The 16,677-nt window shown below is 60.6% G+C and carries 18 protein-coding genes; 12 read left to right on the forward strand and 6 right to left on the reverse strand.

Translation table 11 applies throughout. The annotated features are described in order from the left end of the window. The first annotated feature begins 5 nt into the window (after positions 1–5). The 6 genes from CYR52_RS04935 to CYR52_RS04960 all read left to right on the forward strand — a co-directional run bounded on the left by CYR52_RS04935 (position 6) and on the right by CYR52_RS04960 (position 5,872). Complete coding sequence (locus CYR52_RS04935; protein ID WP_101828076.1) at positions 6–1,211, forward strand: SfnB family sulfur acquisition oxidoreductase; 1,206 nt, start codon at positions 6–8, stop codon at positions 1,209–1,211. Beyond that, on the forward strand, positions 1,211–2,578 hold the full coding sequence (locus CYR52_RS04940) for an LLM class flavin-dependent oxidoreductase (RefSeq protein WP_101828077.1): 1,368 nt from the start codon (positions 1,211–1,213) through the stop codon (positions 2,576–2,578). The genes CYR52_RS04935 and CYR52_RS04940 overlap by 1 nt, the downstream gene beginning before the upstream one ends. Positions 2,579–2,661: 83 nt before the next feature. Continuing rightward, a complete protein-coding gene (locus CYR52_RS04945; RefSeq protein ID WP_072928002.1) occupies positions 2,662–3,450 on the forward strand; it encodes a MetQ/NlpA family ABC transporter substrate-binding protein in 789 nt (262 codons plus the stop codon). Positions 3,451–3,452: 2 nt separating this feature from the next. Further along, complete coding sequence (locus CYR52_RS04950) at positions 3,453–4,550, forward strand: methionine ABC transporter ATP-binding protein (protein WP_101828078.1); 1,098 nt, start codon at positions 3,453–3,455, stop codon at positions 4,548–4,550. Further along, positions 4,534–5,187 (forward strand): methionine ABC transporter permease, encoded by a 654-nt coding sequence (locus CYR52_RS04955; protein ID WP_072928005.1) that lies wholly within the window; start codon positions 4,534–4,536, stop codon positions 5,185–5,187. The genes CYR52_RS04950 and CYR52_RS04955 overlap by 17 nt, the downstream gene beginning before the upstream one ends. Before the next feature lie 145 nt (positions 5,188–5,332). Then, a complete protein-coding gene (locus CYR52_RS04960) occupies positions 5,333–5,872 on the forward strand; it encodes a GNAT family N-acetyltransferase (protein WP_072928007.1) in 540 nt (179 codons plus the stop codon). Positions 5,873–5,939: 67 nt separating this feature from the next. Here the strand turns inward: CYR52_RS04960 and CYR52_RS04965 are convergent, their stop codons facing one another. The 6 genes from CYR52_RS04965 to mntR form a co-directional block, all read right to left on the reverse strand. Beyond that, a complete protein-coding gene (locus CYR52_RS04965; protein WP_101828079.1) occupies positions 5,940–6,620 on the reverse strand; it encodes a type 1 glutamine amidotransferase domain-containing protein in 681 nt (226 codons plus the stop codon). A 118-nt stretch (positions 6,621–6,738) separates the two neighbouring features. Further along, positions 6,739–7,347 carry a TetR/AcrR family transcriptional regulator gene (locus CYR52_RS04970; protein ID WP_072928010.1) on the reverse strand — a complete coding sequence of 203 codons (609 nt, stop codon included), beginning with the start codon at positions 7,345–7,347 and terminating at the stop codon, positions 6,739–6,741. Positions 7,348–7,472: 125 nt separating this feature from the next. Continuing rightward, positions 7,473–8,285, reverse strand: a complete 813-nt coding sequence (locus tag CYR52_RS04975) for a MetQ/NlpA family ABC transporter substrate-binding protein (protein WP_101828080.1) — start codon at positions 8,283–8,285, stop codon at positions 7,473–7,475. Between the two features lie 16 nt (positions 8,286–8,301). Beyond that, on the reverse strand, positions 8,302–8,970 hold the full coding sequence (locus tag CYR52_RS04980) for a methionine ABC transporter permease (RefSeq protein WP_072928016.1): 669 nt from the start codon (positions 8,968–8,970) through the stop codon (positions 8,302–8,304). Next, positions 8,967–9,986, reverse strand: a complete 1,020-nt coding sequence (locus CYR52_RS04985; RefSeq protein WP_072928018.1) for a methionine ABC transporter ATP-binding protein — start codon at positions 9,984–9,986, stop codon at positions 8,967–8,969. Before CYR52_RS04985 ends, CYR52_RS04980 begins: the two co-directional genes overlap by 4 nt. 494 nt (positions 9,987–10,480) lie before the next feature. Next, positions 10,481–10,948, reverse strand: coding sequence for a manganese-binding transcriptional regulator MntR (mntR, locus tag CYR52_RS04990; RefSeq protein WP_072928019.1), 468 nt, complete (start codon positions 10,946–10,948; stop codon positions 10,481–10,483). A gap of 210 nt (positions 10,949–11,158) precedes the next feature. Between mntR and CYR52_RS04995 the strand changes: the two genes are divergently transcribed. The 6 genes from CYR52_RS04995 (at position 11,159) to CYR52_RS05020 (ending at position 16,460) form a co-directional block, all read left to right on the forward strand. Beyond that, positions 11,159–12,100, forward strand: a complete 942-nt coding sequence (locus tag CYR52_RS04995; protein WP_072928021.1) for a metal ABC transporter substrate-binding protein — start codon at positions 11,159–11,161, stop codon at positions 12,098–12,100. After that, positions 12,097–12,876, forward strand: a complete 780-nt coding sequence (locus tag CYR52_RS05000; protein ID WP_072928023.1) for an ATP-binding cassette domain-containing protein — start codon at positions 12,097–12,099, stop codon at positions 12,874–12,876. The genes CYR52_RS04995 and CYR52_RS05000 overlap by 4 nt, the downstream gene beginning before the upstream one ends. Further along, positions 12,873–13,742 carry a metal ABC transporter permease gene (locus CYR52_RS05005; RefSeq protein ID WP_101828081.1) on the forward strand — a complete coding sequence of 290 codons (870 nt, stop codon included), beginning with the start codon at positions 12,873–12,875 and terminating at the stop codon, positions 13,740–13,742. Before CYR52_RS05000 ends, CYR52_RS05005 begins: the two co-directional genes overlap by 4 nt. After that, positions 13,730–14,551, forward strand: a complete 822-nt coding sequence (locus CYR52_RS05010; protein WP_072928026.1) for a metal ABC transporter permease — start codon at positions 13,730–13,732, stop codon at positions 14,549–14,551. The genes CYR52_RS05005 and CYR52_RS05010 overlap by 13 nt, the downstream gene beginning before the upstream one ends. Before the next feature lie 200 nt (positions 14,552–14,751). Then, on the forward strand, positions 14,752–15,294 hold the full coding sequence (locus CYR52_RS05015) for an SRPBCC family protein (protein WP_072928028.1): 543 nt from the start codon (positions 14,752–14,754) through the stop codon (positions 15,292–15,294). Further along, positions 15,294–16,460 carry a zinc-dependent alcohol dehydrogenase gene (locus tag CYR52_RS05020; protein WP_072928030.1) on the forward strand — a complete coding sequence of 389 codons (1,167 nt, stop codon included), beginning with the start codon at positions 15,294–15,296 and terminating at the stop codon, positions 16,458–16,460. Before CYR52_RS05015 ends, CYR52_RS05020 begins: the two co-directional genes overlap by 1 nt. The last annotated feature ends 217 nt before the right edge of the window (positions 16,461–16,677 follow it).

Raw genomic sequence — 16,677 nt, forward strand, 5'->3', positions numbered from 1 at the left:
TCACCATGACGACCCACATTACGCCGCCCCGCCCGGCGGCACGGATTACGTCTGCGGCGCAGGCACTGGAGGCAGCAAATGCGCTGGCGGTACGTTTCGCCGCCGGGGCCGCCCGGCGTGACCGCGAGCGTCTTTTGCCGCGCGAGGAGCTGGCGGAACTGTTTGCCTCCGGGCTGGGCGGCATCACCGTGCCGGCCGCCTTTGGCGGCCCGGCCCTGCCAAACGCGTTGCTGGCGCAGGTGATTGCCCTGCTGAGCGAGGCGGACGGTTCGATCGGCCAGGTGCCGCAAAACCATTTTTATGCGCTGGAAGTGCTGCGGGTGAACGGCTCACCCCAACAGCAGGCGCGCCTGTATGCGGAAGTGCTGGCAGGGGTGCATTTTGGTAACGCGCTGGCGGAGTTCAGCTCGGCGGCGGCGCACCAGCGCCATACCCGCCTGGTGCGCAATGGGGCGCACTGGCAGGTGATTGGGAAGAAATTCTATGCCACCGGCGCACTGTACGCCGGGCGGGTGCCGACGGCCGCACTGGGTGAGGACGGCAAAGAGCGGCTGGTGTTTCTGCCCGCTGACGCGCCGGGGTTAACCATTGTGGATGACTGGTCAGGTTTCGGCCAGCGTACCACCGGCAGCGGCACCGTCACCTTTGACGCCACCCCGGCAGATGAGCAGGACATCGTCCCGTTCCAGACGGCCTTTGAGCGCCCGACGCCGGTCGGCCCGCTGGCGCAATTGCTGCACGCCGCCATCGATCAGGGCATTGGCCGTGCCGCCTGGCGGGATATGCTGGACTTTGTGCGCAGCCGGTCGCGCCCCTGGATCGATTCCGGCGTGGAGAAAGCCAGTGATGACCCGCTGACGCTGGATCGCATCGGGCAGCTTACGGCGCGGTTACAGGCCGGTGAGGCGCTGCTGGAACTGGCCGGTGAGGCGGTGGATGTGGCCCAGCGCCACACTGACGCTGCCACGGTCGCGGAGGCGTCCATTGCCGTGGCGCGTGCGCGCGCCTGGACCACGGAAACCTCGCTGGCGGCCGGAAACCTGCTGTTTGAGCTGGCCGGCAGCCGCGCCACGCTGGCGGAGTTTAATTTCGACCGCCACTGGCGCAATGCCCGCACCCATACCCTGCATGACCCGGTGCGCTGGAAATACCCGGCGATCGGCAATTATGTGCTGAACGGCGTACTGCCGCCACGCCGGGGGACGATCTGATGGCCGGGAAAGAGGTGCTGCTCAACGCCTTCACCATGAATTGTGTCGGCCATATCCACCACGGCATGTGGACGCACCCCCACGACCACTCAGCTGATTTCAACCAGCTGAGTTATTGGACAGGCCTGGCGCAGCTGCTGGAGCAGGGGCTGTTCGACGGCATATTCATCGCCGACATCCTGGGCGTGTATGACGTCTACCAGAACGGCATCGGCCTGACCGCGCGGGAGGCGATCCAGTTGCCGGTTAACGACCCGCTGATGCTGGTGTCAGCGATGGCCGCCGTGACCCAACACCTGGGTTTTGGCCTGACCGCCAACCTCAGTTATGAAGCGCCCTACCCGTTTGCCCGCCGCCTGTCGACGCTCGATCACCTGACGAACGGCCGCATTGGCTGGAACATCGTGACCGGCTACCTCGACAGCGCCGCGCGGGCGATGGGTATGCAAACACAGGTGGCGCATGACCGCCGGTACGATCAGGCCGATGAGTTTCTGGAGGTGGGTTACAAACTCTGGGAAGGCAGTTGGGAAGATGGCGCGCTGGTGGCGGATAAAGCCCGGCGGCTGTACGCCGATCCGGCAAAAATTCACGCCATCCGTCATCAGGGTGAATTCTACCGCATGGAGGGTTACCACCTGACATCGCCCTCGCCCCAGCGCACCCCGCTGCTGTTCCAGGCGGGCAGTTCGGCGCGCGGCCTCGCTTTCGCCGGTCGCCATGCTGAATGCACCTTTGTTACCGGCAGTACGCCGGAAGCGATGCGCAAACAGGTACACGCCCTGCGGCAGGCCGCGGTGGACGCCGGTCGCCCGGCCGATGCGCTGAAAGTCTTTATGGGCGTCGGGGTGATTGTCGCGCCCACCGCCGCCGAAGCGCAGGAGAAGTACCGCGACTACCTGCGCTACGCCAGCCCGGAAGCGGGTATCGCCCATTTTTCCAGCTCAACCGGTATCGATCTGGCGCGTTTCGGGCTGGATGAGCCGATTCAGGCCGGGCCGACGCAGGCGATTGAGTCCGTCACCAAAACCTACAGCGGCTGGACGCGCCGCCGCCTGCTGGAACAGCACGCGATGGGCAGCCGTTACCCGCTGCTGGTCGGTGACCCGTCGCAGGTCGCTGACCAGTTGCTGCGCTGGATGGATGAGGGGGAGATTGACGGCTTTAACCTGTCGCGCATCCTCAACCCCGGCAGCTATGAAGAGGTGATCCGCTGGCTGGTTCCGGAGTTGCAATCCCGCGGCCGCTATAAAACAGCTTACCGGCCCGGCACGCTGCGGCAAAAACTGTTCCGGCATGGCGATCGCCTGCCCGCCAGCCACCCGGCGGCCGCGTGGCGCGCCCCGGCCAGTGGCTTCACCAGATAACACCGCCGGATAATACGGCGCTTTTACCTTTACTTTTTTCATAGGGAAACGAGATGACAACACCACGCTGGAAACACGCCCTCATGGGCAAAAGCCTGCTGCTGGCCGCGTTGATGGCCTTGTCCGGCACAGCCGCGGCAGCCGACGGCACGCTGAAAGTCGGCACCACTGCCGCCTTTTCGCCCCCGCTGGAGACGGCGGCGGATGAGGCACGCAAACAGGGGCTGAACGTCGAGATCATCGAATTCAGTGACTGGATCGCGCCGAATGTCAGCCTGGAGAACGGCGACATTGACGTTAACCTGTTCCAGCATCGCCCATTCCTGGCGAACGCCAATCAGGAGGGCGGTTTCCACCTGGTGGCCTACGCCCCGGCGATCATCAACCAGGTCGGGTTGTATTCGAAAAAACATGGTGCGATAGCTGACCTGCCGGACGGCGCAAAAGTGGCGATCCCCAACGACCCGATCAACGGCGGGCGCGGCCTGCTGCTGTTGCAGAAAGCCGGGCTTATCACCCTGAAACCGGGCGTCGGCATCAAGGCCACCACGGCGGACATCGTCACCAACCCGAAGCATATCGACATTATCGAGGTGGAGGCGGTGCAACTGGCCCGCACACTGGATGAAGTCGATCTGGCGGTGGGCTACCCGCACTACCTGCGGCTCTCCGGCGTCATCGACCCCAATAAAGCGCTGCTGTTCGATGGGCTGGAGCACCCGGAGTATGTCATCCAGTTTGTGGTGCGTGACGGCCACCAGAACGACCCGCGCCTGAAGCAGTTTGTGGCGATCTACCAGCATTCACCGGCAGTGCGCGCCAAACTGGACAGTTTCTACGGCAAACTTTACCAACCCGGCTGGAACCCATAATCATGAGCGTGATTGAGCTTCCCAACCCCGGCCGCACCGCCACGGCGGCCATTCCCTGGCACTCCCATGATGAGGTGCACCTGCATCTGGCCGGGGTCAGCAAAGTCTACCCCGGCCAGCAGGTGGCCGCACTTCAGGCGGTGGACCTGACCATCCGCCGCGGGGAGATTTTCGGCATCATCGGCCGCAGCGGGGCGGGAAAATCCACGCTGATCCGCACCCTGAACCGGCTTGAACGCCCCACCGGTGGCCATGTGGTGGTGGACGGTACCGACATCGGCACGCTGGATGAGGATCAGCTGGTGGCTTACCGCCGCCGCACTGGCATGATTTTCCAGCACTTTAATCTGCTCTCGGCGAAAACGGTGCGGCAAAACATTGAACTGCCCCTGCGCGTTGCCGGGGTTGAGGCCGGGGAACGGCGGCAGCGGGTCGATCGGCTGCTGGCGCTGGTCGGGCTGGAGGCGCGGCAGGACGCCTACCCGGCGCAGCTTTCCGGCGGCCAGAAACAGCGGGTCGGCATCGCACGGGCGCTGGTGCATGACCCGGCGCTGCTGCTGTGTGATGAGGCGACGTCGGCGCTCGACCCGGAAACCACCCGCGCGATCCTTGACCTGTTGCGGCAGATTAACCGCGAGATGGGGATTACGATCGTGCTGATTACCCATGAGATGGAGGTGATCCACGATCTCTGCCACCGGGTGGCGGTGATTGAGCGCGGGCAGATTATCGAACAGGGGCCGGTGTGGGCGGTATACGGTAACCCGCAACAGCCCACTACCCGCAGCCTACTGACGCCGGGGCATGACCGGCTGCCTGCCCGCTTCAGCGACCAACTGAGCGCGACCCCGGAGACACCGGGATCCTCGCTGCTGGTGCGGCTGCGTTACCACGGTGACGGTGTCACGCCTGATCTTAACCGGGTGCTGGCGGCGTTTGACGGCGCGGTTACGCTGGTGGAAAGCGCGCTGGAAGCGATTCAGGGGCGTGCAGTAGGCCATTTGCTGCTGACGGTAACCCCGGCGGGCGGCGTGCCGCTGCCGCGTTTTGATAACATTGCCGATCGTGTGGAGGTACTGGGTTATGTCACTGCTGCTTGACCGCCTGTGGGGCGGTTTTCTGGACACCTTACTGATGGTGGGTGTGTCGTCCCTGCTGGCGCTGCTGCTCGGGCTGCCGCTGGCGGTGGTGCTGGTAGTGAGCGATCGCAACGGCCTGTATGAGAATGTGTCGCTGAACCGGGTGCTCGGCGGCTTTGTGAATCTCTTTCGTTCGATTCCCTTTTTGATCCTGATGGTGGCGCTGATCCCCTTTACGCGGATGCTGGTCGGCACGTCGTATGGCGTCTGGGCGGCGGTCGTGCCGCTGACGGTGGCGGCGATGCCGTTTTTCGCCCGGATTGCTGAAGTCAGCTTACGCGAGGTCGATCACGGCCTGACGGAGGCCGCACAGGCGATGGGCTGCAAGCGTGGGCATATCATCCGCCATGTGCTGTTGCCGGAGGCGCTGCCGGGGATTGTCAGCGGGTTTACCATCACACTGGTCACCATGATCAACGCGTCTGCCATGGCCGGAGCGATTGGCGCAGGCGGGCTGGGCGACCTCGCCTACCGTTACGGCTACCAGCGTTTCGACACCCAGGTGATGCTGACGGTGATTGTGGCGCTGGTGGCGCTGGTCACGCTGCTGCAACTGGGCGGTGATCGCCTGGCGCGCCGTCTTAACCACCGCGCCTGACCGGCGCGGCAGGGGATTCTTCTGCGTTTTTCAGCTTCCGTTTGCCGGATTTGTTGTTTTACTTCCGGTCGGCAGTCGGGAATAGTGCCTGTACGGCATACCCTTCCCGTTTATCTTCATGCCGTGCAGAGAGTGAGGAGATCCCATGAACCCGTACTGCTTTGTTGAAACCACCCCTGACGATCCCTGTATCACGCCGTTAACCGACGCCCTGGCGGCTGAATGCCGGCTTCGCTACGGGACACATTTCGGTGACCGGGAATATGGCCCGGCCTCCCTCTATTGCGCGCCGCAGGGGAGTTTTCTGGTGCTGAAGCGCGGTGATGAGGCGCTCGGCATCGGGGCGTATTCCGCTTACGACCACGACACCGCGGCGCTCTCCCACCTCTGGACGCGGCAGGATCAGCGCCGGCAGGGCGTGGCGCTGTATATGGTGCAGGAGCTGGAGCGCCGCGCCCGGCTGGCGGGTTACAAACAGGCGTTCTTCACTACCGGTTACCGCCAGCCCGAAGCGGTCAGCCTCTGCCTGTCGCTGGGTTACACCCCGCTGTTTGACGTCAATGCCGATCCGGCGCGCTACAGCGAACCGCCCTACGACGGCCACCTCTCGTTTGTGAAATGGCTGGTGCCGCTGACGGCCGTGAAACCAGGGCGGGCCGGAAATGATGTGGTGTCGTTGCCTTGAGCCGGCAATCGACCATAAAAAACCCGGACATCCATGCCGGGTTTTAGGTTTCTTCACGCCGTATCAATTATTGCGCGAACTGCTCAATCAGCCGCGCGGCGGTGGCGGCGGAGGACGTCGGGTTCTGCCCGGTGATAAGCCTGCCGTCAGTCACCACGTAGGAACCCCAGTCTTCGCCTTTGGAGTAGATCCCCCCTTTGGCAATCAGTTCATCTTCCACCAGGAAAGGCACCACGTTGGTCAGCCCAACCGCCTCTTCTTCCGTATTGGTAAAACCGGTCACTTTTTTGCCTTCCACCAGCGGTTTGCCGTCCGGGGTTTTCACATGGCGCAGTACACCGGGAGCGTGGCAGACAAAGGCCACCGGCTTGTTGGCCGCGACAAAGGATTCAATCAGCGCGATGGAGTGGCTGTCTTCAGCCAGATCCCACAGCGGGCCGTGGCCGCCCGGATAAAAGACCGTGTCGAAATCCGCTGAGGATACGCTGTCAAGGCGCACGGTGGCAGCCAGTTGCGCGGTGGCCTCGGCATCGGCTTCAAAGCGGCGGGTCAGGTCGGTCTGGAACATCGGTTCGTTGCTTTTTGGGTCCAGCGGCGGCTGGCCACCGGCCGGTGATGCCAGGGTGATGTTCGCCCCTGCCTCTTTGAAGGCGTAATACGGGGCAGCCAGTTCTTCCAGCCAGAAGCCGGTTTTACGGCCGGTGTTGCCAAGCTGGTCATGGGATGTCAGGACGATTAATACGTTCATGGTGTCTCTCCAGATGTCAGGGTTTAGGTTTGTCTAAAATAGACCGGTCGTCTTAAGGCTGTCTCTAAAAAAACGCCGCGAAGGCGTTTTTCATCAGCCGGATACGGCGGCTGTTTTATTACTGCGGCGGCAAATTAAGCCACTGCCGGGTTGCCGCCATCGCCGCATCAAACGGCTGCGTATTGCGCGAAATTTTGACCATCACGCTTGCGCCCAGCCAGAGCTGGTAGAGGCTCTGCGCCATCTCGTCCGGGTTCCCTTCAGGATGAAGCGACCCATCACTTATGCCTGCTTTCATCACCTCAGCCATATGCCGGGTGATGGCCTCAGTGCCGCGCTGAAGCGACGTCCGCATCGCTTCTGATAAATCTGCCACTTCCGCCCCGAGTTTCACCGCCAGGCATTTGCCCTGGCACTCTTCGAACGACTGGTTATCCCGCCATTGCTGGAAATAAGCCAGCAGCCTTTGGGCAGCCGTGAGATCCTGCCGGGAAAACAGCGCATCCATGTCGGCAAGGTACTCTTCAAAGTAGTTATCCAGCAGGGCTTCGCCAAATGCCTCTTTGGAGCTGAAGTAGTTGTAAAACGAGCCTTTTGGCACAGAGGCTGCGGTCAGGATTTCATTCAGCCCGACGGCTGAAAACCCTTTGGCGGCCATGATGCGGTTTCCGGTTTCGAGGATCCGCTGTTGAGTGCCGGCTGTTTTGTGTGCTGTTGTCTTGTTCATGAACTAACCTTAGCCTTAATTAGACCAGTCGTCTACAAAAATCTCAGATTATTTTTACCCTGCCCTTCAGCCATAAAAAACCCCAGGCACCAGGCCCGGGGTTGTTGTGTGTATCAGAGCGGGAATCAGTTATTAACCGGGATCACCGCGCCTTTGTATTTGGTGCGGATCCAGTCCTGAATCGGTTTGGAGTGCAGCACGGTCACCAGCGCTTTGATGTCCGGCTTATTCTCGTCGCCGCGATGCACGGTGATGATGTTGGCGTATGGGTTGTTCTCGCCGCTTTCAACCGCGATCGGGTCTTTCACCGGGTCGAGGCCGGCGTCGATGGCGTAGTTGGCGTTGATCACCACCGCATCGCCTTCGTCATTGTTGTACATCTGCGGCAGCAGGGAGCCTTCCACGTTCGGGAGGAATTGCAGGTTTTTCGGGTTGTCCACGATGTCGCTGATGCGTGCGTCAGTTTTGCTGACGCCCGGTTTCAGTTTGATCACGCCTTCACGCTCGAAAATAGAGAGGATGCGCCCCTCTTCCGCCACGGCGTCACGCATGATGACTTTGCCTTTGTTCGGCAGGTCTTTCAGGCTTTTGTATTTTTTGGAGTAGATGCCGATAGGCTCGATGTGGATCGCGCCTGCGCTGACAAAATCATACTCTTTGTCGCCTTCGTGGTCTTTCAGCACGCTGTTCAGGTACGGCACATGCTGGAAATAGTTGGCGTCGATGTCACGGCTGGCCAGCGCGGTGTTCGGCAGGATGTAGTCCTGGAACGGTCTGATCTCGAGGTCGATACCCTGTTTCGCCAGAATCGGTTTGGCCTGCTCCAGGATTTCGGCGTGCGGCACGTTAGACGCGCCCACGGTCAGGGTGTCTGCCCACGCGGAGAGGCTCAGGGCGGAGAGCGTGGCCGCAGCCAACAGTGTCAGTGCTTTTTTCATGGTTATTATCCGTCTGTTAACGTTTATCGAGCAGGGAAGTGATCAGATCGCCCACCAACTGAATGATGAACACAATGATCAGAATCATCACGGTCGCCACCAGCGTGACGTCGTTATGGTTACGCTGGAATCCTTCCAGATACGCGAGGTTGCCGAGGCCGCCTGCGCCAATCACCCCGGCCATCGCGCTGTAGCTGACCAGCGCGATCAGCGTCACGGTAATGCCGGAGACCAGCGCCGGGGAAGACTCCGGCAACAGCACGCGGAAAATCAGGGTGCTGACGCGCGCGCCCATCGAGCGCGACGCCTCAATCACCCCTTTGTCCACTTCACGCAGGCCGATTTCCACCAGCCGGGCATAGAACGGGGCGGCACCCACAATCAGCGCCGGCAGCGCAGCGTTGGCACCGAGGATGGTGCCGATCAGCGTTTTGGTGAACGGGATCAGCAACACAATCAAAATGATGAACGGGATGGAGCGGAACACGTTCACCACCACCGAGATCACCGAATAGAGCGGCTTATTCTGGAACAGGCCGCCGCGCGCGGTTAAAAACAGCGCCAGACCCAGCGCAATGCCCAATACGAAGGTGGCAATGCCGGACAACGAGGTCATGTAGAGCGTTTCCAGCGTGGCGTCCCAGAGTTTATCCACCTTCAGGTGCGGGAACAGGGAGGCAATCATTGGACCACCTCGGTTGCGATGTCGTGGTGTTGCAGGTCGTGCAAAATTTTCTCCAGCAGGTCTGGGGTGGCATTGAGGTGCAGCCAGAGTTCGCCAAACGCGCCGTTGGCGGTCTGGGTCATCTTGCCGTGCAGAATGTTGAACGGGAGCTGGTAGCGCAGAGCGAGTTCAGACACCACCGGCTGGTGGGCATTGGTGCCGGTAAAGGTCAGTTTCAGCACGCTGCCGCCCAGGGCTTTCACCAGTTGCGGGTCGAATGCCTCTTCCGTCTGCTGGTATTGGTTAACCTGGTTGACGAACTGGCGGGTAATCGGCTGTTGTGGGTGGGTGAACACCTGGATCACCTCGCCCTCTTCCACCACCCGGCCATTTTCCATCACCGCGACACGGTGGCAGATTTTGCGTACCACATGCATCTCGTGGGTAATCAGGACGATGGTGAGGTTAAGCTTGCGGTTGATGTCCAACAGCAATTCAAGGATGGCGTCCGTGGTTTGCGGGTCAAGCGCCGAGGTGGCTTCGTCACACAGCAGCACATCGGGGTTATTGGCGAGCGCACGGGCAATGCCGACACGCTGTTTCTGGCCGCCGGAGAGCTGGGAAGGATAGGCATTCTCCCGCCCCTGCAAGCCCACCAGCGCCACCAGTTCTTTCACCCGTTGTTGGATGGCTGCTTTCGGCGTCCCGGCGATTTGCATCGAAAAAGCGATGTTCTCGCTGACGGTACGCGACCAGAGCAGATTGAAGTGCTGGAACACCATGCTGATTTTCAGGCGCGCCCGGCGTAACTGTTCGCCGCTGGCCTGCGCAATATCCTGCCCGGCGACGTTCACCACACCGGAGGTCGGCTTTTCCAGCCCGTTCAACAGGCGGATCAGGGTACTTTTCCCGGCGCCGCTGTAACCAATAATGCCGTAAATCTGCCCACGCTCAACGCTCAGGCTGACGTTATCCACCGCCACAATCGGCTGCTTATCGCCATTAAATATTTTCGACACGTTCGAAAGAACGATCATATCCCGTGGTTCCTTATCAATTGCCGCTATTTTCAGCAAGGTGCCGAATAAATAAACTGCCGCTGAGTGCTTTTATTTATAGATGAATAACTGGCATTCATAACATAAGTATCGCGTATGTTTGAGCATGCTAAAGAAAGCCTTTCACAAGCGAAAGTATTAAAACGCGATTGCTTATGGCTTTTTTTTCTAACCTTATATGTTTGCCGCCACACAGGGTAAGAAACCCTGAGGATGATGCAAAAACACGGGATTGACTGATAAAAAAGCGGCCGCCCAAAGGGCAGCCGTAATAACGGAGTGTCCGGAATGCCCGGCGCCCTGCCAGCTGTTTAAACGTGGCAGCAGGCTAAACAGAGCAGCCGGTTTACGGTGAGCGATTACGGGACAACGCCACTCTACCCAAAATAAGCGGTCGGGCGAACCAGGATATTTAGCTTAGGTTATGCGGAAAATGGCGTAGCGCTGCATTCCGGCCGCACGCCGGGCGAAGGTCAGGCCGGATCCCGCCCCTGCTCAGTAAACCGGCGGAAAACGTCCAGCGTTTCATCACTGACATGGTGTTCAATCCCCTCCGCATCGCGGCGGGCGGTTTCCGGGCTGATGCCCAGCGCCAGCAGAAAAGATTCCACAATCTGGTGGCGGATGCGGCTCTCGACCGCCAATTTTTCACCTTCCGGCGTCAGGAAGACCCCCCGGTAAGGCATCTGTACCACCAGGCCGGCCACTGCCAGCCGTTTCAGCATCTTAGCGACGGTAGGCTGTGACACACCAAGGCGGGCGGCGAGATCCACCTGCCGCGCTTCGCCAAACTCCCCGATCAGATCGGAAATCAGCTCGACATAGTCGTCGATAAGCTCGCGGCGATGGGCCTCGCGTACCTGTAGAAATCCCTGCACATGTTCTTCGACACCCAATAATGGGTTACTGCCGGACGGGTTGGTGTTGTCGTTCTGGGCCATCAACTTTCCTCATTTTTCCTGACCAATCCCCGGCATTTCACCCCGGTATCAGCATACTAACGGTGCCTATTGTAAACCATGCGCGCCTCATGACAAATTTCCTGCTGTTTTGCTTTTGCTATAAAATATAGCCTGTGCTATACCTGTTTAATAATCGATCTGATGCGGCCTGCCGCCGGATCGACCCGATGACGTAATAAGGGGGAAACAATGGCACGATTCAGGCAACTGCTGAGGTTATATGGCCGCTCACCGTTTACGCTGCGGCTGATGCTGGTGAGCATGGTCGTGGCGCTGTTCAGCGGCGCGGCGCAGGCTGAGGGCGGGCCGGAAAAAAAGTTCCGCGTCCTGACCACCTTCACCGTGATTCAGGACATCGCGCAAAATGTGGCCGGCGACGCCGCGGTAGTGGAGTCGATCACCCGCCCCGGCGCTGAGATCCATGACTACCAGCCGACGCCGCGTGACATTGTGAAAACCCAGTCTGCCGATCTGGTGCTGTGGAACGGGCTGAACCTGGAGCGCTGGTTTGGCCGCTTTTTTGAGAATGTACGCGATGTGCCGTCGGTGGTGATTACCCAGGGCATCACGCCGATGCCGATCCGCGACGGCCCTTACCGCAATAACCCGAACCCCCATGCCTGGATGTCCCCGCAGAACGCGCTGATCTACATCGAAAATATCCGCGCCGCCCTGGTAAAACATGACCCCGCCCATGCTGACACCTACAACCGCAACGCCCGCGCGTATGCGGAGAAAATCAGCGCCCTGGATGCGCCGCTGCGCGCCCGCCTTAATAAGATCCCCCCGGCGCAGCGCTGGCTGGTGACCAGCGAAGGCGCGTTCAGCTATCTGGCGCATGATTATGGGCTGAACGAACTCTACCTCTGGCCGATTAATGCCGACCAGCAAGGCACGCCGCAACAGGTGCGGCAGGTGATTGACCGGGTACGGGAACACCAGGTGCCGGTGGTGTTCAGCGAAAGCACCATCTCCGACAAACCGGCGCGCCAGGTCAGCAAAGAGACCGGCGCACGCTACGGCGGCGTGCTGTATGTCGATTCGCTCTCTGCCGCAGGCGGCCCGGTACCGACCTACCTCGATCTGCTCACTGTCACGGTTGACACCATTGCAAAGGGGTTTAACCAATGACATCGACCCATTCTCTGCCGCATCTGGCCGTGGAAGGCATGAGCGTCACCTACCGCAACGGCCATACCGCACTGGAGTCCGCCAGTTTCCGGCTGCACGGCGGGATGCTCTGTGCGCTGATTGGCGTCAACGGCAGCGGCAAATCCACGCTGTTCAAAAGCATTATGGGCATGGTGCGCCCTTCGGCCGGGCGTGTGACGCTCGACGGTGAGCCCATCAGCCGGGCGCTGAAACAAAACCGCATCGCCTACGTGCCGCAGTCGGAAGAAGTGGACTGGAACTTCCCGGTGCTGGTGCGGGATGTGGTTATGATGGGCCGCTACGGCCGGATGAACTTCCTGCGCATCGCTGCGAAAGAGGATCACCGGCAGGTGGATGAGGCGCTGGCGCGCGTCGGCCTGACGGACTTGCAGCACCGGCAGATTGGCGAGCTCTCCGGCGGGCAGAAAAAACGCGTCTTCCTGGCGCGGGCGCTGGCACAGCAAGGAAGGGTGCTGCTGCTGGATGAGCCGTTCACCGGCGTGGATGTGCAGACAGAGAATGCGATTGTCGATCTGCTGAAGGCGTTGCGCGCCGAGGGCCACCTGATCCTGGTGTCCACCCATAATCTGGCCAGTGTGCCGGCATTCTGTGACAGCGCGGTGCTGATTAACCGCACGGTGCTGGCCGCTGGGCCGCTGGCTGACACCTTTACCCGCGCCAACCTGGAACGGGCGTTCGGCGGGGTGCTGGCATCGCTGAACCTGCCGGAGGCAATGGCGGGAGGCGCGCCATGATCGAACTGCTGCTGTTGCCGCTGCGCTATGACTATATGCTCAAGGCGATCTGGGTCAGCGGCCTGGTCGGCGCCGCCTGTGCGTTTTTGTCCGCTTACCTGATGCTGAAAGGCTGGTCGCTGATGGGCGACGCGCTCTCGCACTCCGTGGTGCCGGGCGTCGCCGGGGCTTACGCCCTGGGGCTGCCTTATGCGGCGGGGGCGTTTCTCACCGGGATGCTGGCCGCCGTGGCGATGGCGCTGGTGCGCCACCTCACCCGCCTGCGTGAGGATGCGATCATCGGTTTTGTGTTTTCGACGTTCTTTGCGGCCGGGCTGCTGATCGTCTCCCTCAACCCCACGGCGGTGAACATCCAGTCGATTGTGTTCGGCAATATCCTCGGTATCGCCGATGAAGACGTGATGCAGGTGCAGATCATCATCGGCGTGACGCTGCTGGTGCTGCTCTGCCTGTGGAAAGATCTGCTGGTGGTATTTTTTGACGAAGGCCATGCGCGCACCCTTGGCCTGTCGCCGCTGCGGCTGAAGCTGATTTTCTTTACGCTGTTCAGTGCCTGCACGGTAGCGGCGCTGCAAACCGTGGGGGCGATTCTGGTGATCGCGATGGTGATTACGCCGGGCGCGACGGCCTACCTGCTCACTGACCGCTTCCCGCGCCTGCTGCTGCTGGCGGTGCTGATTGGCGCGCTGACCAGCGCCCTCGGGGCGTGGCTCAGTTTCTATCTGGACGGGGCGACCGGCGGCGTGATCGTGACGCTGCAAACCCTGCTGTTCCTGCTGGCCTTTCTGTTCGCCCCCAAACATGGGCTGCTGGGTGCCTGGCGGGCACGGCGTCACACACAGGAGAAAACCGGATGGAATGGCTGACGGAACCCCTGGCGTTTGCCTTTATGCAGCGCGCGCTGCTGGCCTCGGTGGCGGTCGGCATCGTCTGCGCCCTGCTCTCCTGCTTTCTGGTGCTGAAAGGCTGGTCACTGATGGGCGACGCCATCGCTCACGCGGTATTGCCGGGCGTAGTGTTGGCCTGGCTGGCCGGGTTGCCGCTGGTCATCGGTGCATTCGGCTCCGGCATGGTGTGTGCACTGGCGACCGGTTACATCAAAGACCATTGCCGGGTCAAAGAAGATGCGGTAATGGGCATTGTCTTCTCCGGGATGTTTGCGGTCGGGCTGGTGATGTTCTCGCGCCTTGATACAGACCAGCACCTGACCCACCTGCTGTTCGGCAATGTGCTGGGCATCAGCCACCCGGAACTGGTGCAGACGCTGGTGATTGCGGTGCTGGTGACCGGCCTGGTGCTGCTCAAACAGCGCGATCTGGTGCTGTTCTGCTTTGACCCGGCGCAGGCGCGGGTCAGCGGCCTGCCGGTGACGCTGCTGCATTACGGCCTGTTGGGGTTGCTGGCGCTGACTATCGTCGCCGCGTTGCAGGCGGTCGGCGTGATTCTGGTGATCGCCATGCTGATTACGCCCGGCATTACCGCCTTCCAGCTCTGCCGCCGCTTCCCGGCCATGCTCACTGTGGCGGTATTGGTTTCGGTGTTCGCCTGTGTCAGCGGCACTTACCTCAGCTTCTACATCGACGCCGCCACCGGCCCGGTAATTGTGCTGATTCAGGCCGGGATGTTTGTGCTGGCATATGTGGGGGGCAGAGTACGACGCCACAAAGCCGGCTGATTATTTACATTTACTGTGGTCATTGGGCTGCGAAACACCTCTCTTTCATTGCGCCTTAACACCTCTGCTTAGCCAAAAAACAATAATTCCTTACGGATTATCCGCATTTACCCATGAACTGCCTGAAGTTTGCTTAACTGTATAAGAGGTTACCGGGCGGATCGGGCGATCCGCCTGTTTGTGCAAACAGTCAGGAGGGAATGATCTTGCAAGACTCTTATCTTGATGCCACCGGGGTGGAAGGCAGTGATGAGCCGGTGATCCGCCGCTGGATTACTATCGGCTGCCCCGCAGCAGAGTTGCACCGGCTCTGGCGGCAGCCCGCGACCCTGCCGTTGGTGATGGGCCATTTTGCCGATATTGAGGTGCTGAGTGACACCGAATCCCGCTGGCGGGTGGAGGGGCCGTTAGGCAAAAAGTTTGACTGGCAGGTGCGGATTGTCGATGAGGCCGAAGGGCAGTTTATCCTCTGGCGGACGCTGGAAGGGGCCGATATGCCGAATGAAGGCCGCCTCAGCTTTGCCGCTGCGCCGGGCAACAAAGGCACAGAGCTGACGCTGGAAGTGCGGTTTGACCCACCGGGCGGCGCATTGGGCGAAAAGCTGACCTCGATGTTTGATCTGGTGCCCAAAGAAACCCTGGGCAAAGCCCTGCGCCGGTTTAAAAGCCTGGCGGAAACCGGTGAAATCCCGCTGCTGGCCCCGCTGCCGGCCGCCGGCGATCGCAAAGAAAAGGAGGCATGATGCGCGCACTCTGTTGGAATGGCGTCAACGACCTGCGGGTCGAAACCGTGAACGATCCCACCATCATCAACCCAAAAGATGCGATTGTCCGCGTCGGGCTGACCACCACCTGCGGTTCTGACCTGCACATCATTGATGGGTTGATCCCCAGCATGAAAGAGGGCGACGTGCTGGGCCATGAGTTTATGGGCGAGATTGTCGAGGTCGGCCGCGAGGTGAAAAAAGTCAAACCCGGTGACCGCGTGGTGGTGCCGTCCTTCATCGTCTGCGGTTCCTGCTGGTTCTGCCAGCAACAGCTCTACTCCTGCTGTGACAACTCCCACCCACACCCGGAGCTGGCGGAGCCGATCCTCGGCTACCCTACCGCCGGGATCTACGCCTACAGCCACGCGTTCGGCGGTTATGCCGGTTCCCACGCGCAATATGTGCGGGTGCCGTTTGCGGATAACGACTGCTTTGTGGTGCCGGAAAATGTCTCGGATGAGCAGGCGCTGTTCCTGTCAGACGCGGCGCCCACCGGCTATATGGGCGCGGACTTCTGCAACATTCACCCCGGCGATATTGTTGCGGTATGGGGCTGTGGCGGCGTGGGGTTAATGGCGCAGCAAAGCGCCTACCTGATGGGCGCAGAGAAAGTGATCGCCATTGACCGTTTCCCGGAACGGCTGGCGCTGGCGCGTGACAAGATCGGCGCGATCCCGCTGGATTACACCAAAGTGGATATTCAGGAAGCCCTGCTGGAGCTGACCGGCGGCCGCGGCCCGGACAGTTGTATCGACGCTGTGGGCATGGAAGCCAAGGGCGAAGGGCTGACGCAGGTGTATGACCGCACCAAGCAGTTACTGCACCTGGAAACCGATGTGGGTGCCGCGCTGCGCCAGGCGATGATGGCCTGCCGCAAAGGCGGGACGCTCTCGATCCTCGGGGTGTACGGCGTGATGGATAAATTCCCGCTCGGCCTGATGATGAACAAAGGGCTGACGGTGCGCACTGCGCAGCAGCATGGCCAGCGCTATATGCACCGCCTGCTGGATCACGTCTCGAAAGGCGAGCTGGACCCGGCATTTATGGTGACGCACCGCTTCTCCCTGGAGGATGCGCCGCTCGGCTACGACATGTTCAAGCATAAGACCGATGGCTGCCTGCGTGCGGTGTTTAAACCCTGATCCTTTTCCCCTGCCCTGCATGGGTAGGGGAAAGCGAATAATATAAGGATGCCGGCCAATAACATCGGGCGTGTTAAACATACTCTGCTGATGAAACAGCGGTTGATAATTAAAATTCAGCCTGAAAAGAGGCGCGGTGGAAAATATCCGGACTTCTCTTAACCCGGTTGACTGGAAATTTCATCATTTTCCGCTATTACTTAAGTGAAGGATAAAA

Origin of the sequence: Chimaeribacter arupi (genome assembly GCF_002858805.1) — a bacterium.
Lineage (GTDB): Bacteria > Pseudomonadota > Gammaproteobacteria > Enterobacterales > Enterobacteriaceae > Chimaeribacter > Chimaeribacter arupi.